The 18,884-nt window shown below is 40.1% G+C and carries 21 protein-coding genes; 20 read left to right on the top strand and 1 reads right to left on the bottom strand.

The genetic code is table 11. The annotated features are described in order from the left end of the window. Positions 1 to 223: 223 nt before the first annotated feature. From aroC to C7B89_RS07770, 14 genes are all read left to right on the top strand, one after another. The gene (gene aroC, locus C7B89_RS07835; protein WP_004232644.1) at positions 224 to 1,405 is read left to right on the top strand and encodes a chorismate synthase; all 1,182 of its coding nucleotides are present in this window, start codon (positions 224 to 226) and stop codon (positions 1,403 to 1,405) included. Positions 1,406 to 1,408: 3 nt separating this feature from the next. Further along, a complete protein-coding gene (gene aroB / locus C7B89_RS07830; protein WP_016994409.1) occupies positions 1,409 to 2,500 on the top strand; it encodes a 3-dehydroquinate synthase in 1,092 nt (363 codons plus the stop codon). After that, positions 2,497 to 2,865, top strand: a complete 369-nt coding sequence (gene aroH, locus C7B89_RS07825; protein ID WP_004232646.1) for a chorismate mutase — start codon at positions 2,497 to 2,499, stop codon at positions 2,863 to 2,865. The genes aroB and aroH overlap by 4 nt, the downstream gene beginning before the upstream one ends. A gap of 18 nt (positions 2,866 to 2,883) precedes the next feature. Further along, complete coding sequence (gene hisC, locus C7B89_RS07820) at positions 2,884 to 3,984, top strand: histidinol-phosphate transaminase (protein WP_066037622.1); 1,101 nt, start codon at positions 2,884 to 2,886, stop codon at positions 3,982 to 3,984. Then, on the top strand, positions 3,981 to 5,078 hold the full coding sequence (locus tag C7B89_RS07815; protein ID WP_115673442.1) for a prephenate dehydrogenase: 1,098 nt from the start codon (positions 3,981 to 3,983) through the stop codon (positions 5,076 to 5,078). Before hisC ends, C7B89_RS07815 begins: the two co-directional genes overlap by 4 nt. A gap of 59 nt (positions 5,079 to 5,137) precedes the next feature. Beyond that, a complete protein-coding gene (aroA, locus tag C7B89_RS07810) occupies positions 5,138 to 6,424 on the top strand; it encodes a 3-phosphoshikimate 1-carboxyvinyltransferase (protein ID WP_115673441.1) in 1,287 nt (428 codons plus the stop codon). 96 nt (positions 6,425 to 6,520) lie between these two features. After that, a complete protein-coding gene (locus C7B89_RS07805) occupies positions 6,521 to 7,789 on the top strand; it encodes a tetratricopeptide repeat protein (protein ID WP_004232654.1) in 1,269 nt (422 codons plus the stop codon). Positions 7,790 to 7,803: 14 nt separating this feature from the next. Further along, positions 7,804 to 8,361, top strand: coding sequence for a ReoY family proteolytic degradation factor (locus C7B89_RS07800; protein WP_048389838.1), 558 nt, complete (start codon positions 7,804 to 7,806; stop codon positions 8,359 to 8,361). A 141-nt stretch (positions 8,362 to 8,502) separates the two neighbouring features. Continuing rightward, a complete protein-coding gene (locus C7B89_RS07795; protein ID WP_048389840.1) occupies positions 8,503 to 8,952 on the top strand; it encodes a DUF2487 family protein in 450 nt (149 codons plus the stop codon). Between the two features lie 154 nt (positions 8,953 to 9,106). Then, positions 9,107 to 9,613: a QcrA and Rieske domain-containing protein gene (locus C7B89_RS07790; RefSeq protein WP_004232660.1), complete on the top strand. Its 507-nt coding sequence runs from the start codon at positions 9,107 to 9,109 to the stop codon at positions 9,611 to 9,613. 19 nt (positions 9,614 to 9,632) lie between these two features. Continuing rightward, the gene (qcrB, locus tag C7B89_RS07785; RefSeq protein ID WP_004232663.1) at positions 9,633 to 10,307 is read left to right on the top strand and encodes a menaquinol-cytochrome c reductase cytochrome b subunit; all 675 of its coding nucleotides are present in this window, start codon (positions 9,633 to 9,635) and stop codon (positions 10,305 to 10,307) included. A gap of 41 nt (positions 10,308 to 10,348) precedes the next feature. Next, positions 10,349 to 11,116 carry a menaquinol-cytochrome c reductase cytochrome b/c subunit gene (locus tag C7B89_RS07780; RefSeq protein ID WP_004232669.1) on the top strand — a complete coding sequence of 256 codons (768 nt, stop codon included), beginning with the start codon at positions 10,349 to 10,351 and terminating at the stop codon, positions 11,114 to 11,116. 234 nt (positions 11,117 to 11,350) lie between these two features. Beyond that, entirely contained in the window at positions 11,351 to 11,947 is a 597-nt protein-coding gene (lhaT, locus tag C7B89_RS07775) for a lipoprotein heptaprenylglyceryl N-acetyltransferase LhaT (protein WP_048389842.1), read from the top strand. A 60-nt stretch (positions 11,948 to 12,007) separates the two neighbouring features. Then, on the top strand, positions 12,008 to 12,682 hold the full coding sequence (locus C7B89_RS07770) for a zinc metallopeptidase (RefSeq protein ID WP_115673540.1): 675 nt from the start codon (positions 12,008 to 12,010) through the stop codon (positions 12,680 to 12,682). A 55-nt stretch (positions 12,683 to 12,737) separates the two neighbouring features. Here the strand turns inward: C7B89_RS07770 and C7B89_RS07765 are convergent, their stop codons facing one another. Continuing rightward, positions 12,738 to 13,607: a YitT family protein gene (locus C7B89_RS07765; RefSeq protein ID WP_004232676.1), complete on the bottom strand. Its 870-nt coding sequence runs from the start codon at positions 13,605 to 13,607 to the stop codon at positions 12,738 to 12,740. Between the two features lie 115 nt (positions 13,608 to 13,722). Between C7B89_RS07765 and C7B89_RS07760 the strand changes: the two genes are divergently transcribed. The 6 genes from C7B89_RS07760 to C7B89_RS07735 all read left to right on the top strand — a co-directional run bounded on the left by C7B89_RS07760 (position 13,723) and on the right by C7B89_RS07735 (position 18,756). Then, positions 13,723 to 14,058: a nucleotide pyrophosphohydrolase gene (locus C7B89_RS07760; RefSeq protein ID WP_054550714.1), complete on the top strand. Its 336-nt coding sequence runs from the start codon at positions 13,723 to 13,725 to the stop codon at positions 14,056 to 14,058. Continuing rightward, positions 14,058 to 14,855, top strand: a complete 798-nt coding sequence (dapB, locus tag C7B89_RS07755; protein WP_103117725.1) for a 4-hydroxy-tetrahydrodipicolinate reductase — start codon at positions 14,058 to 14,060, stop codon at positions 14,853 to 14,855. The genes C7B89_RS07760 and dapB overlap by 1 nt, the downstream gene beginning before the upstream one ends. A 19-nt stretch (positions 14,856 to 14,874) precedes the next feature. Continuing rightward, positions 14,875 to 15,279 carry a methylglyoxal synthase gene (gene mgsA, locus C7B89_RS07750; protein ID WP_004232690.1) on the top strand — a complete coding sequence of 135 codons (405 nt, stop codon included), beginning with the start codon at positions 14,875 to 14,877 and terminating at the stop codon, positions 15,277 to 15,279. Positions 15,280 to 15,312: 33 nt separating this feature from the next. Beyond that, positions 15,313 to 16,458: an N-acetyl-alpha-D-glucosaminyl L-malate synthase BshA gene (bshA, locus tag C7B89_RS07745; RefSeq protein WP_115673440.1), complete on the top strand. Its 1,146-nt coding sequence runs from the start codon at positions 15,313 to 15,315 to the stop codon at positions 16,456 to 16,458. After that, positions 16,445 to 17,617, top strand: a complete 1,173-nt coding sequence (locus C7B89_RS07740; RefSeq protein WP_115673439.1) for a CCA tRNA nucleotidyltransferase — start codon at positions 16,445 to 16,447, stop codon at positions 17,615 to 17,617. The genes bshA and C7B89_RS07740 overlap by 14 nt, the downstream gene beginning before the upstream one ends. Positions 17,618 to 17,772: 155 nt before the next feature. Continuing rightward, the gene (locus C7B89_RS07735) at positions 17,773 to 18,756 is read left to right on the top strand and encodes a biotin--[acetyl-CoA-carboxylase] ligase (RefSeq protein ID WP_054550716.1); all 984 of its coding nucleotides are present in this window, start codon (positions 17,773 to 17,775) and stop codon (positions 18,754 to 18,756) included. The last annotated feature ends 128 nt before the right edge of the window (positions 18,757 to 18,884 follow it).

Below are 18,884 nucleotides of genomic sequence, written 5' to 3'. Positions count from 1 at the left end.
TTAAACATAGATAATTCATACGCTTTTCGCTTATCATAAGCAAAGGCGTATTTTTTATAAAATTTAGCTAGGTGTTTTTTATAACTTTCATTCAGAATATTCACATTTAGATCTATGAAAATGGTAACTACTTAAAAGACATTCGTAAAAGGACTGTTTTTTTAAAGAATATATGTTATAGTGAAAAATACATACTTTAGCGAGTTGAAGGGAGAAAGTGTTTATGCGTTACTTAACAGCAGGTGAGTCTCATGGACCCCAATTAACGACAATTATTGAGGGTTTACCGTCACTCTTACCCATTACAGCAGAAAAAATTAATCATGATTTAAAACGTCGCCAAGGAGGTCATGGACGTGGGCGCCGCATGCAAATCGAAACAGATACAGTGGAGATTGTAGCTGGTGTTCGTCATGGTCAGACACTTGGATCTCCTGTTGCACTCGTTGTCACAAATGATGACTGGAAGCACTGGACTAAAATTATGGGAGCAGAGCCACTAGCTGATGATATCAATCCTGAAGATATCAAGCGTCAAATCTCACGTCCTCGACCAGGTCATGCAGATTTAGTTGGAGGCATGAAATATGGTCACCGTGATTTAAGGAATGTATTAGAGCGCTCCTCTGCGCGTGAAACAACTGTACGAGTAGCAGTTGGGTCTGTGGCAAAGGCGTTACTTAATGAACTAGGCATTTCCATTGTTGCACATGTTACAGAGATAGTGGGAATTAAAGCCGATACTTCTTTAATAGAAGGAAAAACAACAGAAGAAATTCGTGCAATTGTCGAAGCGGATCCTTGCTACTGTGTAGATCCAATCGCCTCTGCGAAAATGGTTGAGGCAATTGATGAAGCGAAAAAGGCCGGCGATTCGATCGGTGGTGTTGTAGAAGTCATTGTAGAAGGCATGCCAGCAGGTGTAGGTTCTTATGTACATTATGATCGTAAGCTGGATGCAAAGCTTGCTGCTGCTATGCTATCTATAAATGCATTTAAAGGAGTAGAGTTTGGACTTGGCTTTGAAATGGCACGTCGAAAAGGTTCTGAAGTACACGATGAAATCATCTGGTCTGAAGAAGAAGGTTATACTCGTGCAACCAATCGACTTGGTGGCTTAGAAGGCGGTATGTCAACAGGTATGCCAATTGTTGTACGTGGTGTGATGAAGCCAATTCCTACTTTATATAAACCATTACAAAGTGTAGATATTGAAACAAAAGAGCCGTTTAAAGCGAGTGTTGAGCGCTCTGATAGCTGCGCAGTACCAGCAGCGTCTGTAGTTGCAGAACATGTTATTGCCTGGGAAATAGCGAATGCAATTTTAGAGCAATTCCATAGTGATCAACTACCACAATTACAAGCTCAAATTGACGAGCATCGTCAATATACAAAGGGGTTCTAAGTTATGCGTGTACCAGTAGCAACAAAATCGCATCAATATGAAGTTGTTCTTGGGCATCAATTTCTAACTGAAGCTGTGGAGGCATTTGCTGATAAACTTCAAAAAGCGGATAAGCTCTTTGTGTTTACTGATGTCAATGTTTGGGCAGCACAGGGAGAGTACTTCAAAGCAAATTTCCCGTACCACTTTGAGGTCTTTATTTTGCCAGGTGGAGAAGCGTGCAAAACCTTTGATCAATACAATGCTGCTCAAACATTTTTATTAGAGCAAAAATGCTCCAGAAAATCCTTCATTTTTGCTTTTGGAGGAGGAGCAGTTGGCGATTTAACAGGTTTTGTTGCGGCAACCTATATGCGTGGGATTCCGTTTATTCAAATTCCAACGACTATTCTAGCGCATGATTCCGCAGTTGGTGGAAAAACTGCCATTAATCATCCACTAGGAAAAAATATGATTGGCGCATTTTATCAGCCAGAAGGCGTGATATATGATACAGCTCTTTTAGAAAGTTTATCAGAGCGTGAGGTACGTTCGGGAACAGCAGAGTTAATTAAGCATGCCATGATTTCTGACCCGAACTGGCTGGAGGAATTAATGACAGGAGATTCGGTGATCCATTTTAATCAAAATGAACTAGCAAAGCAACTAAAAAAAGGAATTGAAGTGAAAGCACAAATTGTTGCTGAGGACGAAACAGAGCAATCCGTTCGAAAGTTTTTAAACCTAGGCCATACATATGGGCATGCAATTGAGGCAGCTGCGGGTTATGGCAAAGTGGCTCATGGTGAGGCGGTTATGATTGGACTCGTCTATTGTCTTCTATTGAGTGAACGATATGGAGAAATTGATCGAACGTTCACCCAATCCTTTTTACAGTTTGCGATAAAAAACGGCTATCCTTTTAAGGCTGTGAGTGATTATTCATTTGAACAATTATCTAGCTACCTAATGAAAGATAAAAAAGCGGAATATGGCATTTTACAATTTGTTCTTTTGGAGAAAATTGGAAAGCCTTTTGTCAAAGCTATTGATTTAGAAGAATGCCAAGAAATAGATGCTGAATATAGACAGTTATTAGCGGAGGTGCTTGTATGATTCGTGGACTTAGAGGAGCAATAACAATTGAATCTGACAAGCCAGAGCTTGTATGGGATGAGACAGCAAGATTAGTGCGTGAGGTTGTGGCAGCAAATAATGTGGACATTGATGATATCGCATCGATCCTCATTTCAACAACGCCAGATATTACCTCAGCATTTCCTGCTCGTGCAGTACGCTTGATGGATGGCTGGCAATATGTCCCTGTTATGTGTACACATGAAATGGATGTGCCAGAAGCATTACCATTATGTATTCGTGTATTAATACATGCAAACGTAGAGGTTGCCCAAAAAGATGTAAAGCACTTGTATCTCAATGATGCAGTGAAATTAAGACCAGATTTGGCTCAGGCTAAATAAGTAGAGGAGATGTTTTAGATGAAGTGGAAACAACAATTGGACGGTATGCAAGCATATAAGCCAGGTAAACCAATTGAAGAAGTACAACGTGAATATGGCTTAAAGGAAGTTATTAAATTGGCATCGAATGAAAATCCATTCGGGTGCTCACCTAAGGTAACAGCTTATTTACAAAATAATGCAGTGAATCATGCACTTTATCCAGATGGCTATGCCCAAAACCTACGTACTGCTGTGGCAAATCATCTAGGTGTGAAAGAAACACAGCTTCTTTTTGGTAACGGCTCTGATGACATCATTGCTATTATTACTCGTGCTCTGTTGTATCCAGGGGTAAACACGGTTATGGCCGACCCTTCCTTCTCTCAATACTGGCACAATGCTGAAATTGAAGGTGCTGAAGTACGTAAAGTGCCTTGTCAAGATGGAGCACATGATCTAGAGGCAATGTTGGCTGCAATTGATGACCAAACTTCTATTGTTTGGGTATGTAGTCCAAATAATCCTACAGGAGTTGTCATTCCTGATGCTGCATTGCGTGCCTTTCTTGCAAAGGTTCCAAGCGATGTCCTTGTCGTGCTTGATGAGGCATACATTGAATATGTTACACATCCAGACCACAAGGATACGTTACCAATCATTAATGAGTATCCGAATGTGCTTTTACTGCGTACATTCTCTAAAGCATATGGCTTAGCTTCGTTCCGCGTAGGCTATGCTATTGGCCAACCTGATGTTATTGCTAAGCTTGATCCTGTGCGCGCACCATTCAATAATACAATCTTAAGTCAAGCTGTTGCTGCCATTGCCCTCAGTGACCAAGATTATATTGAAGCCTGCCGTGAGGCCAATGAAAAAGGCAAAAAACAATATGTAGAATTTTGTGAAAAGCATAATTTAAAATACTTCCCATCTGATACAAACTTTATTTTCTTTGATACCCATGCTGATAGTGATGTTGTTTTCCAAGAGCTGATGAAAAGAGGCTTTATCGTGCGCAGTGGTAATGCATTAGGCTTACCAGGATTTATCCGTGTGACAATTGGAACAGAGGCTCAAAATGCAGCATTGCTTAGCCAACTTGATGAAGTGTTAAAACAACAAGGGGTATTTGCATGACACGCAAAGTACTCGTTATAGGGCTAGGATTGATCGGAGGTTCTATTGCCCTTGCTTTGCAAAAAGCACCAGAAACAAAAATTATTGGCTACGACATGGACGCACAAACACGCGAGCATGCGAAAACATTAAATATTGTGCATGAGATTGTCGCAGATCCACTGGCTGTTGCGGCTGAGGTTGACGTTATTATCTTCGGTACGCCCGTTAATGCAACACTGGATTGGATGGAGCAATTAAAATCATGGCCCTTGAAAAATAAAGTCATCGTAACAGATACAGGAAGTACAAAAAAATTAATTATGCAAAAAGCCAGCGAATTACGAGAACTTGGCATAACGTTTATTGGTGGACATCCAATGGCGGGGTCTCATAAAAGTGGTGTGCTGGCTGCTAAGGCGCATCTTTTTGAAAACGCATATTACATGCTTACGCCACTTGCTGGGGAAGAAATTGTTCATATGGCACAGCTTGAAAGTTTGCTGAAATTTACCCATGCAAAAGTAGTCAGTGTATCTGCCAGTGAGCATGATCACATGACAGCGGTGGTGAGTCATTTTCCGCATGTTATTGCGGCCTCACTTGTTCATCAATTAGGCGGCGAAAATGGAGAGTACCCAATGACACGTTCTCTTGCCGCAGGAGGGTTTCGTGATGTGACACGAATCGCCTCTTCCAATCCCATCTTATGGCGAGATATTACGCTGCAAAATCGCGAGGAACTCCTCACGCAATTAGATGGCTGGGAAAAAGAAATGACACGCATTAAGGAACTGCTGATGGAGGGTTCTTCACAGGATATTGAAAACTATTTTGCAGTTGCCAAAGAACTGAGAGATGAATTACCGATTAGTGCAGGGGCTATGTATACACCATTCGATCTATATGTTGATGTTCCTGACTATCCAGGTGTTATTTCTGAAGTGACGGGCTTTTTAGCAGATGAAGCAATTAGTATTACGAATCTTCGCATCGTTGAATCACGAGAAGATGTTTTCGGTATTCTAGTCATTAGCTTCCAAAGTGAAAATGATCGCGAACGTGCTGCAGCCTGTATTCAAAAACGAGCAAATTTCGAAACGTATATTTCTTAGCATAAGAAAGCGTCGGCATTTCGGCGCTTTCTATCTTCATATTGGAGGGAATAAAGTTCATGAGTGAAAAAGTATTGCAATACAACAAGCCTTCTTTACAGGGCTCTTTAACTGTTCCAGGCGATAAGTCTGTATCTCATCGCTCTGTGATGTTTGGCGCCATTGCTAGTGGAACAACGACCGTAGAGGGCTTTTTACTAGGTGAAGATTGTTTAAGTACAATTGATTGCTTCCAGAAACTTGGCGTTCAGATTGAGGTGGAAGGGACAAATGTAACCATTCATAGTCCAGGGATGGATGGCTGGCAGGAGCCGACAGAAGTGTTATATACGGGTAACTCTGGTACAACAACACGCTTAATGCTAGGCATTTTAGCTGGTTCTACTGTTCACTCTGTCATGACAGGAGATGCATCCATTGGAAAACGACCAATGCGCCGTGTTATAGATCCACTGCGTCAGATGGGTGCACAAATTACAGGGCGTGCAGACGGGCAATATACACCGCTAGCCATTCAAGGTACAAAATTACAAGCCATTGATTACAAGATGCCTGTAGCAAGTGCACAGGTGAAATCTGCTATTTTACTAGCGGGCTTGCGTGCTGAAGGAACAACTATTGTTAGAGAAATGGATGTTTCGAGAGATCATACAGAGCGAATGCTGCGTCAATTTGGTGCACATGTAGAAGTAGATAATGGCGTAGTATCGATTGAAGGAGGACAAGCTCTCAATGGTACGCATGTTTCTGTGCCAGGAGATATATCATCGGCTGCCTTTTTCTTAGTGGCAGGAGCCATTTGCAAAAATAGTCAGCTAACACTAAATAATGTGGGCATTAATCCAACACGTGATGGCATTATAGAGGTGCTGGAAAAAATGGGCGCCACGATGACGGTAACGCCGAATGATGATAATCAAGCTGAACCGACAGCAACAATCCAAATCGCGACATCTTCTTTAACTGGTACAATAATTGAGGGAGACATTATTCCTCGTTTAATTGACGAAATTCCAATTCTTGCATTACTCGCTACGCAAGCACATGGTCAAACGATCATTAAAGATGCCGAGGAGCTAAAGGTGAAGGAGACTGACCGTATCACGGCTGTTGTGACTGAATTGAAGAAACTTGGTGCCCAAATCGAAGCAACAGAAGATGGGATGATTATTGAGGGACCAACGTCTTTAAAAGGAGCAAACCTTCAAACATATGGTGATCATCGAATCGGCATGATGGGTGCAGTTGCAGCTTTAATAACAGACGGAGCTGTTGCACTAGATGATGCACAATGTATTGCTGTATCCTACCCATCGTTCTTTGAGCATATTGAGGCAGTGAGGTAACAATTAAAGAGAGGCTCTCCAAGCTTTTGGGGAGTTTTTTCTTGTTTCAGAGGTAAATGTTTTGTAGCATAAAGGTATCAACGAAAGAATAGGTGAATGACTGTGAACAATGCGATGACTGAAATGATGCAAGCACTTGAACAAGGGGATTTAGCATTAATAGATCAGCTACTAGAATCATTTTTAATGAAGGAGCTACCCGAGGAGATCTATGCACTTGCTGAGATTTTTATGCAGTATGGGTACATGAAGGAAGCTGACCGTGTGCTGGAGCATTTACAATTTTTATTCCCAGAAGAAGCACAGTTAAAAATAGATCGTGCCAATGTCCTAATGGAGCTTGGTAATGAAGATGAAGCATTAGATTTATTATTAGAAATTGAAGAAACCTCCCCAGAATATCCACAAGCGTTATTGGTTTTAGCTGATTATTATCAAATGCAAGGGTTATTTGAGGTTGCAGAAAAGCGTATAAATGAAGCATTAGCGATTTTACCAGACGAGCCATTATTACATTTTGCGAAAGCAGAACTTTTATTTGAAACAGGTCGTTTTTTAGAGGCAGCAAGACTGTATGAGGACTTATATGAGCAGCAAAATGAATTTGCTGGTATTCAACTTGTCGAACGACTAGCGGAGGTTTATCGTGCAGGTGCAGCCTATGAGACGGCATTTGATTATTATGTCAAAGCCCTTGAAGATGAAGTAAAGCCCGATATTTTATTTGGAGCTGCTTATTCAGCCTTCCAGTCACAAAAATACGAGATGGCTATTAAACAACTAGAGGAATTGAAAGAATTAGATCCTGATTACTTCTCAGCCTATTTATTGCTTGCGGAAAGCTATGCAATGACAGAGGATAATCAAAAAGCTTATGCTGCCATTCAAGAGGGGTTAAAGCGTGATGAATATGATAAATCGCTTTATTTATTCGCTGGTAAAATGGCATTGAAAAATGGTTTGCCTGAAGAAGCTGAGCAACATCTGAGAGAAGCTATAGCGCTCGATCCTGAATATATGGAAGCGGTACTAGCACTTATTTCAGTGTTTGGACAACAGGAGCGCCATGAGGATGTAATCGAGTTATTTGAGACATTACAGCAAAATGATTTTGAATGGAGCACTTTATATCCTTTTGCGGCAGAGGCATATGAAAATTTAGAATTGTACGACCGTGCATACGAATTTTACCGTTTGGCATATAATGATTTTAAGGAAGACGCAACATTTTTAGAAAAATATGTTTACTTCTTATTAGAAGAAGGAAAGCGTTCAGAGGCAAAAGAGGTTCTTGGACAATTAATCAACATTCAACCGGGTGAACCAGAGTGGCAGGAGAAGTTAGAAACCTTAGAATTTGAGTAAAGGAGGGAGTGGGTATGACTGCTTCTGTATCAGTTGTTGATAAAAAAGCATTTGTTCGATGGTTTTTAAAAAATTATCAATTGAAACGTCGTGAGTGTGTATGGATTTTAAATTACCTATTAAGTAATGATGACTTGTTAAAAAGAATCCGTTTTGTGGAAGAAGCTCACTATTGTCCTAGGGCAATGGTGATGTCAACAGTAGACTCAACTGGTGTGCCTTTTCGTTTCTATAAAGGCAATGTGATGACGGCAGATGCTGAGAAGTCTTTCCATGATTTACGCTTACATGAACAAGAAGATATGTATATACAATTGAATTTTCCTAATATACCACCAAGTGCACAATACTTAGCAGTTCTTGAAGAAAACCCTTATATGCCAGAAACACTGCTCGTCAGTGAAAAAGATCGTGTACTGGCAGAAGAGCTGCTTTCCAATAGCTTACTCGTATTCCAAGAAGAGAAATTACTTGCACAAATTGATGAAGCCCTCGACCAGGGAGATGAAGTGCGATTTTATGAATTGTCTAATTTGTTACAAGCATTGAAGGAAACGGCTAATTTACGTTAATTATAGGTAAAAATTGAATGTCCTTTATCCATTTCAATATGGTAACATTACTAGTGAATGATTGTTTTCACTTTTAATTGGGTATCCTATTGAAGAGTGGAAAAGGACATTTTTATTTTGCGATAAAAGGAGGTTTGTTGAATGTATTTTAATGCAAACGATGTAACATCGTTTATGGCACAAAAAGATTTTATTGATACCGCGGTTGTTCCACTTGTATCCATTGATCTCTCTTCTGAAAAAATGAAACAAAGTGGTGCCGAGGTAGATTTTGTCATGTCTTTAACTTCTTTTATAGAGCAGCAGTTTAAAGGTCGACTACTAGTCATGCCACCATTTTCTTATATGACAACTTTAAAAAACGACGATTTACCACAGCAATTAGAAGCACAATTACATAATGCTGGATTTAAGCATGTGTTCTTCATTACTTGTGACCATTATTGGACAAAGAGTGGAGAGATAGTCAATATGATTTGGTTACCAGCGATTCCTTTAGAAAGTATGGATGCCAGTGTGAAAAAATCCATTCTAGAAGATCAATTGCGACAAGTGATTCCAATGCTTTCGACTAAATGGGCACAGATTTAACAATTAGTTTCAATAAATGTTCACATTCTCCAGCTTTCCACAGAATGCTATATTGACCAAGCTATGGACTTGATATATCATATATATGTCCTAGTATTACTATTTGTAAAAGTATGTCCGTTGGACTGACCTTTAAGTTAGAGGGGGGAAAATAATGAGTAATAATCGAGTTTCACGTCGTCAATTTCTAAGTTATACTCTTACTGGTGTAGGTGGATTTATGGCGGCAGGTATGCTAATGCCAATGCTTCGCTTTGCAATTGATCCTGTGCTACAAAAGCATGAGGGTGGGGATTTTGTAAAAACAGAGCATAAAATCGCTGACTTGACTGAAGAGCCTGTAAAAGTGGACTTTTCATATGAACAAGTGGATGCATGGTATAAATCACAGGTTACAGATGTAGCTTGGGTTTATAAAAGTGGCGATCAAATCATTGCCCTTTCACCTGTTTGTAAGCATTTAGGATGTATGGTTGACTGGAATGGAGATTCTGCACACCCAGGTCAATTCTTCTGTCCATGCCACGCAGGACGTTATGAGAAAAACGGGAAAAACATTGCAGGTACACCGCCTCTAGGTCCGTTGGATGAATTTGAAGTACAAGAACAAGATGGCTATTTAATGATTGGTCCAGCTAAAGCAAATTCTCTAGTTAAATAAGTAAGGGGGTACGACAACAGTGCTAAATAAAATTTATGATTGGGTCGATGAACGCCTAGATATTACACCGATTTGGCGTGATATTGCCGACCACGAAGTGCCAGAGCACGTTAACCCTGCACATCATTTTTCAGCATTCGTTTACTGCTTTGGTGGATTAACATTCTTCATCACAGTAATTCAAATTCTATCTGGTATGTTCCTAACAATGTACTATGTACCAGACGTTGTGAATGCCTGGAAATCAGTTTATTATTTACAAAACGAAGTAGCATTTGGTGAAATCGTACGCGGTATGCACCACTGGGGAGCTTCATTAGTTATCGTAATGATGTTCTTACATACACTTCGTGTATTCTTCACAGGTTCTTATAAAAAACCTCGTGAGTTAAACTGGATGGTTGGTGTAGGTATTTTTGGTGTAATGATGGGTCTTGGATTTACAGGATACTTATTACCATGGGATATGAAAGCATTATTCGCTACTAAAGTAGGTATCGAAATTGCAGCATCAGTACCGTTTATCGGTGGGATGATTAAAGTATTATTAGCGGGTGACACAACGATTCTTGGTGCTCAAACGTTAACTCGATTCTTTGCGATTCATGTATTCTTCTTACCTGCAGTATTGTTTGGGTTACTTGCAGCGCACTTTATCATGATTCGTCGTCAAGGAATTTCAGGACCGTTGTAATTGTCTTGACGGTTCGATGATCTTTAAAAGGAGGGGACACTATGCATCGCGGAAAAGGAATGAAATTTGTCGGCGATTCTCGTATTAAAGCGAATCACAGAATGCCGAACGTTCCAAAGGATTATTCCGAATATCCAGGTAAGACGGAAGCTTTCTGGCCGAACTTCTTACTGAAGGAATGGATGGTAGGTGCTGTATTTTTAATTGGATACTTATTATTAACTGTCGCTCACCCGTCACCACTTGAAGGGCCGGCAGATCCAACTAGAGCATATACACCACTACCGGACTGGTACTTCTTATTTATGTATCAACTTTTAAAATACTCATTTGCTTCTGGTCCATACAATGTAATCGGAGCTATTGTAATTCCAGGTCTTGCATTTGGAGCGCTATTATTAATGCCATTTTTAGACAAGGGTCCAGAACGTCGTCCATCTAAACGTCCATTGCCAACAGCGTTTATGTTATTAACTTTAGCTGCTATGTTCTACCTAACTTGGGAGTCAGTTGTTAACCACGACTGGGAAGCTCAAAAAGCTATGGGTGCAATCGTAGAAACAGTTGAATTCGATAAAGAATCAGAAGGTTATAAACTATACGCTGGTTCAGCTTGTATTACATGTCACGGTGAAGGCTTAGAAGGTGGAGCTGGTGCACCATCTCTAATGAACACTGGATTAACAGCTGATGAAATTAAGGACATTGCTCATAATGGTCGCGGTAACATGCCACCAGGATTATGGACAGGTTCAGATGAAGATCTTCAAAAACTTGCTGAATTCATCGAAAGCTTAAAAGCAGAGTAATAGTAAAAGAGTCAGGAAACTGGCTCTTTTTTTTCTACCTTGTTATACTATTGGGACTGGAAGCCATACAAAAAGGTTCCCTTGTGTAAAGGATTTTAGCGAAAGATGTCGAAAAAACATTTATTTATGAAACAAGTAAGCGAATTAAAACAATAAAATAACACATATTGATGATGAGATACAATTGAACTATACATAAATAATGGATTGTTTTTATCGGAAGGAGTTAACATCGTGCAACTAACAAGAGCAAATATTTGGTACCTTCTGACCCATAAATCATTCTTGATAGTGCTGCTAATTATTAATCTACTAGGTACAATTTATGGCTATTATTGGTATGGGTGGCAGCTTGCCATCACAGAGCCTATTTTTTATATTTTTGTTCCAGATAGTCCGACAGCCAGTTTATTCTTTTGTTTTGTGTTAATTGCTTGGATTATGGGGAAAAGCTGGCCACTGATGGAAGTACTTGCCCTTGTTACGTTGGTGAAATATGGCTTATGGGCAGATGTGATGAATATTTGGACATTAATTGAAACAGGTTCTATTGGCTGGCAGGGATGGATGCTAGTTGGTTCACATTTTGCCATGGCTGTACAAGCTGTACTATATATGAAGAAATATGTCTTCACTTATTGGCATGTTGTGATAGCAGCTGTTTGGACACTGCATAATGATGTCATTGACTATGTATTTGGGCAAATGCCGATGTATCGGGATTTAGCCAATTACACAAGCTATATAGGTTACTTTACATTCTGGTTATCAATTGCATGTATTTTACTTGCCATTTTCTCAATTAGGTGGCGCAAATATTTGCCGAATTAGGGTATAAATTATAGAATTATAGTATCGAGGTAGAAAGGGGTTAGAAAATTGTCAACGAGCATGTATATTGTTTATTTTGTGATTATTATGCTGCTTCCACTTTATGCTCAAATGAAGGTAAAGGGTACGTATAATAAACTTGCAAAGCAACGTACAATGAAGGGGCAAACTGGTGCAGAGGTAGCGCGTGCGATTTTGGATGCAAACGGCTTATATGATGTACGAGTTGTGCCAACACAAGGTGTGTTGTCTGATCATTATAATCCAGCAACCAAAACAGTGGCTTTATCAGAAAGTAACTTTTATGAAGCAAGTGTTGCAGGTGCTGCGGTTGCTGCCCATGAGGTGGGCCACGCCATCCAACATAAAGAAGCATATTCCATGCTTACATTACGTAGTAAGCTAGTCCCGGTAGCAAATATTTCTTCTAATGCGTCTTGGATTTTCGTAATGATTGGTATTTTTGCAAGTAGTACGAATTTCTTGCTATTAGGTATCATATTATTAGCAGCAGGTGTTGTTTTCCAATTAGTGACACTTCCTGTGGAGTTTGATGCCTCGAAGCGAGCATTAGTTCAAATGAATTCACTTGGCATTATTACAAATGAAGAAGAACGACCAGCACGAAAAGTATTAAGTGCTGCAGCATTAACATATGTAGCAGCGGCAGCGGTAGCTGTACTAGAGTTATTACGTTTAATTTTAATTTTTACCAATATGCGTAGCGACGACTAAGAAAAAACTTGTTATAGTGGTACACCACTATAACAAGTTTTTTATCTTCGTATGCTTAATGAAGGGGCTGCTTTTGATCGTCTAGTGTGAAGCCTTCTCCTGCCACATCTCGTACTTCAATGATGGAAACAAATGCGTGCGGATCAACTTCATGCACAATAGATTTTAACCGTACAACTTCATTGCGACCAATTACACAATAAATAACCTCCTTAGGTTGTTTCGTAAAATGACCATGTCCTTCTAAAATGGTGATACCACGCTCCATTCGAAGAGCGATTGTTTCAGCAATGGCTCCAGACTTTTCTGATATGATAAGCGCACCACGAGCCGCATAAGCACCTTCTTGTACAAAGTCAATGACACGGGCTCCAACAAATACGGCTACTAATGTATACATCATGGAACGAGCATCCAAGAACGTCAGCCAAGAAAGAATGATGACGATGGCATCGAAGACAAACATGGTTTTCCCCATACTCCAGCCAAAATATTTATGCCCTAGTCGTGCCAAAATATCGACACCACCTGTAGTGCCACCGAAACGAAAGACAATCCCAAGTCCCAATCCAACAAAGACACCAGCAAAAAGTGCTACAAGCAACATGTCATCCTCTAAATGGATGGTAAATTGATATTTTTGGAAAATTTTTAGAAAAAGAGATACGGATAAAGTGCCGACAAGCGTATAGACAAATGATTTTTTTCCAAGTAATCGATAACCTATGATAAACATGGGAATATTTAATAACAGGTTCATTAAGGCAGGGTCCCATCCTAATGTAAAATATAGTATGAGTGTAATCCCACTTAGTCCACCTTCACCCAGTTGATTTTGGATGTTGAAGTGAACAAAGCCGAAGCTGAAAACTGCTGCTCCGAGCATAATCGCGATAATATTACGTATTTTAATCTGTTTTAGCATTTGACCTCCTGTAGTTCCAAACAAATGAAGTAGTGTTATCTATTATCTGACATTTTATTGGTTTTGACAACAATGGTGTAAATTTTATACGATGGTAAATAGGAGTGTGATTTTTATGGCAGATCAACTAACAATGCAAGCTTTACAACAGCGTGTCGATGACTATATAGGACAATTTAAAGAAGGCTATTTTCCACCATTTGAATTACTTGCACGTCTAACAGAAGAATTAGGCGAACTTTCACGCGAAGTTCAGGATGTCTATGGACAGAAAAAGAAAAAGAGTACAGAGGATATAAACAGTATTGAAGAGGAATTAGGAGACTTTTTCTTTGTACTAGTCTGTTTTGCAAATGCCCAAGGTATTAAACTAGATGAAGCACTTTTACGCGTCATACATAAATTTGAAACTAGAGATAAGGATCGTTGGACTAGAAAGGATGAAGAATGATGTCGATTCGTGTAGCTATTGCGGGAGCAAGAGGAAAAATGGGAGCTGAGGCTGTACATACGGTCATGAAACATGACAAAATGGAATTAGTAGCTGTACTAGATTATAAGGAAGTAGGAAAAACTTTAGCTGATTTAGATATGTTTCCAGCAAGCTATACAGTGCCTATATTTACAGAAATGCATGATCTTGTAGAAGCAACTGCACCAGATGTACTAGTGGATTTAACTAATCCACATGCAGTCTACAAACATACAAAGGAAGCACTGAATTTAAATGTACGACCAGTAATTGGTACAACAGGATTTACAGATGCACAACTAGAGGAATTATCAGCCATGGCCAAAGAAAAAGAGTTAGGTTGCATTATTGCACCAAACTTTGCGATTGGTGCTATCCTAATGATGAAGTTTGCAAAAGAAGCAGCCAAATACTTACCAGATGTAGAGATTATAGAGATGCACCATGATCAGAAGCTTGATGCACCATCTGGGACAGCGGTGAAAACGGCACAGTTAATACAAGAGGTCCGTACGTCAAAGGCACAAGGGCATCTAGAAGAGAAAGAAACCATTAAAGGTGCAAGAGGTGGAGATTTTGACGGTATGCGCATTCACTCCGTACGTTTACCTGGTTTAGTGGCACACCAGCAAGTATTATTTGGAGGGGATGGGCAGCTACTAACGATTCGCCATGATTCATTAAACCGTAATTCTTTTATGTCGGGTGTTGCATTTTGCATAGAAGAGGTTATGAAAATGGATCAGCTTGTTTATGGTTTAGAAAACATCATCTAAAGATTGGGATGGAAGCTATATGAAAATCGCATTGATTGCACATGATCGTAAAAAAGATAATTTAGTACAGTTTGCTATTGCTTACCAAAATATTTTACAAGAACACACACTATATGCTACCGGCACAACAGGACAACGTGTCATCGAAGCTACTGGTTTGGAAGTTACACGTTTTCGTTCAGGGCCACTTGGTGGCGACCAACAAATTGGCGCAATGATTGCCAATAATGATATGGACATGGTGATATTTTTCCGTGATCCTTTAACAGCACAACCACATGAGCCAGATGTTTCTGCACTAATCCGTCTTTGTGATGTTTACCAAGTGCCACTGGCAACAAATATGGGAACAGCAGAAATATTACTAAAAGGCCTACAGGAAGGCTTTGTGGATTGGAGACTGATACAAGAAAGACGCAATTAACAAAAGACGTGATTCAGAAAGGATGATCATCGAATGAAAAAGCTAAAAATAGGCATTACCTGTTATCCTACAGTTGGTGGCTCTGGTGTCATTGCAACAGAATTAGGCAAAATGCTTGCAGAAAGAGGACATGAAATTCATTTCATCACCTCAAGCGTACCATTTCGATTGAATAAAATTTATCCAACCGTCTTTTTCCATGAAGTCGAAGTTAATAATTATTCAGTATTTCAATATTCTCCATACGATATTGCATTAGCGAGTAAAATGGCAGACGTCATCAAGGATGAAGAGTTGGATGTGCTACATGTGCATTATGCCATCCCACATGCAGTATGTGCGGTGCTAGCACGTGAAATGAGCGGCCGAGACATTGGCATCGTTACAACCCTTCATGGCACAGATATATCGGTGCTTGGGCAAGATTCTACGCTCTCACAGGCCATTAAGTATGGGATTGATAAATCTGATATTGTGACAACCGTGTCACAGGCATTAAAAGAACAAACCTATGAACTGATTGATACAGTAAAACCAATTGAAACGATTTATAACTTTGTGGACGAACGCGAATACTTCCCACGAAATTCAGGAAACTTAAAAGAGCAATTTGGTATACAAGAAGATGAAAAAGTCCTCATTCATGTATCAAACTTCCGTAAAATAAAGAACCTTCCACACATTGTAGACGCCTTTATGAAAATCCGTGCCAACATGAAAGCAAAGCTCTTATTAGTAGGTGATGGCCCAGAAAAGCATCGTGTCATGGACCAAGTAAAAGGAAGTCCGTATATGAAGGATGTTTTATTTTTAGGGAAACAAGAAAACTTAGCTGAACTGTATGCGATTAGTGACCTTAAGCTATTATTATCACAGCAAGAATCGTTTGGACTGGTGTTATTAGAGGCAATGGCTTGTGGTGTACCTTGTATTGGAACAAATGTAGGTGGTATTCCAGAAGTCATTGAGCATGGTGTAGACGGCTATATCGTGGAATTAGGGGATACAGAGGCAGTTGCGACGTATGCAACCCATTTATTGCAAGATGAGGAACAATTACTGCGCTTCCGAGAAGCGGCCATCCGTGCAGTAAGTGAAAAATTCCACTCATCCAAAATTGTGGAACAATATGAAAATCTGTACGAGAAGGTTGCGGAAAGAAATCATGCAAAACAATAAAGAATGGCAAGCAGCCTATTCAGTCATTGAGCAATTAGAACAGGCGGGATTTGAAGCAGTTATTGTTGGTGGAGCTGTAAGAGATGCTTTACTCGATCGTCCTGCCCATGATGTAGATGTGGCTACAAATGCCTTGCCTGAAGAAGTAAAAACTGTGTTTCAAAAGACTGTAGATATTGGGATTCAGCATGGGACGGTACTTGTTATCGTACCCGCTGGACCTGTGGAAGTGACTACCTATCGGACAGATGGGGAATATACAGATCATCGAAGACCACAGAATGTCCATTTCGTTCGATCTCTAAAAGAGGATTTACAACGCCGAGATTTTACAATGAACGCCATTGCCATGCGGCGTGATGGCTCTTTTGTAGATTATTATGGCGGACAACAAGATATTGAAAAGCGCGTTATACGAGCGGTAGGAGAGGCAGAAAAACGGTTTGCAGAAGATGCTTTAAGGATGCTGCGAGCGATTCGCTTCTCTGCACAGCTTGATTTTACGATCGAGGCGAATACATTCGCAGCCATCCAGCAAAGGGCTGCTGATTTGGGCTTTATTGCAAAAGAACGCATTAAAGCAGAGCTTGATAAGCTTTGGGTAGGACAAACAGTTTTTGGGGGTATACAAAAACTAGAGGACAGTGGATTAACGGCCTATTTAACAGGTGATTTTCAAACTGCTCAATGGCATAATTTCCATACAAAAGATGCCCTTCTTGGCTGGGCATACTTTGCCTTACTACAAGGAACAGCATGGCGTGAGGTAGTGCGCGATTATCGATTATCGAATAAGGAAATGGCGTTTATTAATTCCGTTTTAACTGCTTATGACGCTTTAAAAGATGGTTGGACAAATCGCCATTATTTTTACTACACAGAGCAAGAACTAGAGGCTGCACAATATTTTGCCCAACTTCGCCAATTAGACGCTTCGATACCTCAACAATCTATCCGAGAATTACAGGCAAAGCTACCGATTCAACATAAGCAAGAATTAGCGGTGAATGGGGCTGATTTACTGAAATGGTCTGGCAAAAAGGGTGGGCCGTGGGTAAAAGCCGCATTGGAGGAGCTGCTGACAGCCATTCTTCATCATGAACTTCAAAATGATCGACAACAGATTAAAAGCTGGCTGGAGCAACAGGATCTTACTTAAAGCCGAATACATGATAGGTGAAAGCCGTCACCCGAAAAGGGAGACGGCTTCATTAAATTCCTATCGTTGGTGGTCATTTACGTTAATTTACAGTATGATTAAGACAAAATAAATTACATAACAAGAGTACAGTTAACTAAAGGATTGATGTGAAGATGACAATTTCCATGAAGGACGAAATTTTAAAAAGAATATTGGCTGCTGATGGAGAAGCGGTTTCAGGTCAGGAATTAGCAGATTCTCTTGGTGTCTCAAGAACCGCTGTTTGGAAGCATATGCAAACATTACAAGAGGAAGGGTATACATTTGATACAATTAAGAAAAAGGGGTATGTATTGACAGGTGTACCAAATAGCTTGAGCCCCACACAGATTAAGCTTTTTTTAAAGACAGAGCATTTTGGACGTGAGATCCATTATTACGATGTAGTTGATTCAACACAAACAATTGCGCATAAGCTTGCACAGGAAGGAGCTCCACACGGTACAATTATTATTGGTGAGGAGCAAACAGCGGGGCGTGGTCGTATGGCTCGTCCTTGGGAGTCTGCACATGGGACAGGTATTTGGATGACCGTAATCGTTCGGCCAGATGTTACGCCCCAGCAGGCCTCATCCTATACACTTGTGGTGGCAGTAGCTGTCACAATGGCCATTAAAACCTTATATAAACATGTAGAGCCAGCGATTAAATGGCCCAATGATTTATTGATTAATGGCAAAAAATGTACGGGGATTTTAACGGAAATGCAAGCAGAGGCGGATCTTGTGCAAGCTTTACTTGTTGGAATTGGCATAAATGCGAACCAAGCAGCAGCTGACTTTTCACCTGATATTGCGGATATTGCCACTTCATTACGATTAGAAGCTGGAGAAGAAATCAATCGTGCAGCACTTGTGGCCTCTATCTTACACTATTTAGAACAATTTACAGAACTATACGTTAAAGAAGGTTTTGCGAGTCTAAAGACACTATGGCAGCAAATGTCTTGTACAATTGGTCAACGTATAGAGGTAACGACGATACGCGAACGTTTTGAAGGGGTTGCCAGTGGTATTACAGACGATGGTGTTCTGCAACTGACACAGGACGATGGAACGGTTCGAACGATCTATGCGGGAGACATCAAAATATTATAAAAAAGAAGCTGCAAGTAATGTCCTATACTTGCGGCTTCTCATGTTGTTGCAAAAAGATGATGTCAACGGCAGAAAAAGCAACTTTGCAAGGTGAGGGGTTGATTTCCGCTCCGCCAGCGTCCTTTCCA

Origin of the sequence: Lysinibacillus capsici, from assembly GCF_003367505.1 — a bacterium.
Taxonomy (GTDB): Bacteria; Bacillota; Bacilli; order Bacillales_A; family Planococcaceae; genus Lysinibacillus; species Lysinibacillus capsici.
Note: the sequence above shows the minus strand (reverse complement) of the source record. Positions and strands in the feature narration are given on the sequence as shown.

Bases quoted from the DNA above. Each gene is read 5' to 3' on its own strand.
- aroC (WP_004232644.1), top strand. From the start codon at position 224: ATGCGTTACTTAACAGCAGGTGAGTCTCATGGACCCCAATTAACGACA.
- aroB (WP_016994409.1), top strand. From the start codon at position 1,409: ATGCGTGTACCAGTAGCAACAAAATCGCATCAATATGAAGTTGTTCTT.
- aroH (WP_004232646.1), top strand. From the start codon at position 2,497: ATGATTCGTGGACTTAGAGGAGCAATAACAATTGAATCTGACAAGCCA.
- hisC (WP_066037622.1), top strand. From the start codon at position 2,884: ATGAAGTGGAAACAACAATTGGACGGTATGCAAGCATATAAGCCAGGT.
- C7B89_RS07815 (WP_115673442.1), top strand. From the start codon at position 3,981: ATGACACGCAAAGTACTCGTTATAGGGCTAGGATTGATCGGAGGTTCT.
- aroA (WP_115673441.1), top strand. From the start codon at position 5,138: ATGAGTGAAAAAGTATTGCAATACAACAAGCCTTCTTTACAGGGCTCT.
- C7B89_RS07805 (WP_004232654.1), top strand. From the start codon at position 6,521: ATGACTGTGAACAATGCGATGACTGAAATGATGCAAGCACTTGAACAA.
- C7B89_RS07800 (WP_048389838.1), top strand. From the start codon at position 7,804: ATGACTGCTTCTGTATCAGTTGTTGATAAAAAAGCATTTGTTCGATGG.
- C7B89_RS07795 (WP_048389840.1), top strand. From the start codon at position 8,503: ATGTATTTTAATGCAAACGATGTAACATCGTTTATGGCACAAAAAGAT.
- C7B89_RS07790 (WP_004232660.1), top strand. From the start codon at position 9,107: ATGAGTAATAATCGAGTTTCACGTCGTCAATTTCTAAGTTATACTCTT.
- C7B89_RS07780 (WP_004232669.1), top strand. From the start codon at position 10,349: ATGCATCGCGGAAAAGGAATGAAATTTGTCGGCGATTCTCGTATTAAA.
- C7B89_RS07770 (WP_115673540.1), top strand. From the start codon at position 12,008: ATGTATATTGTTTATTTTGTGATTATTATGCTGCTTCCACTTTATGCT.
- C7B89_RS07765 (WP_004232676.1), bottom strand. From the start codon at position 13,607: ATGCTAAAACAGATTAAAATACGTAATATTATCGCGATTATGCTCGGA.
- C7B89_RS07760 (WP_054550714.1), top strand. From the start codon at position 13,723: ATGGCAGATCAACTAACAATGCAAGCTTTACAACAGCGTGTCGATGAC.
- dapB (WP_103117725.1), top strand. From the start codon at position 14,058: ATGTCGATTCGTGTAGCTATTGCGGGAGCAAGAGGAAAAATGGGAGCT.
- mgsA (WP_004232690.1), top strand. From the start codon at position 14,875: ATGAAAATCGCATTGATTGCACATGATCGTAAAAAAGATAATTTAGTA.
- bshA (WP_115673440.1), top strand. From the start codon at position 15,313: ATGAAAAAGCTAAAAATAGGCATTACCTGTTATCCTACAGTTGGTGGC.
- C7B89_RS07740 (WP_115673439.1), top strand. From the start codon at position 16,445: ATGCAAAACAATAAAGAATGGCAAGCAGCCTATTCAGTCATTGAGCAA.
- C7B89_RS07735 (WP_054550716.1), top strand. From the start codon at position 17,773: ATGACAATTTCCATGAAGGACGAAATTTTAAAAAGAATATTGGCTGCT.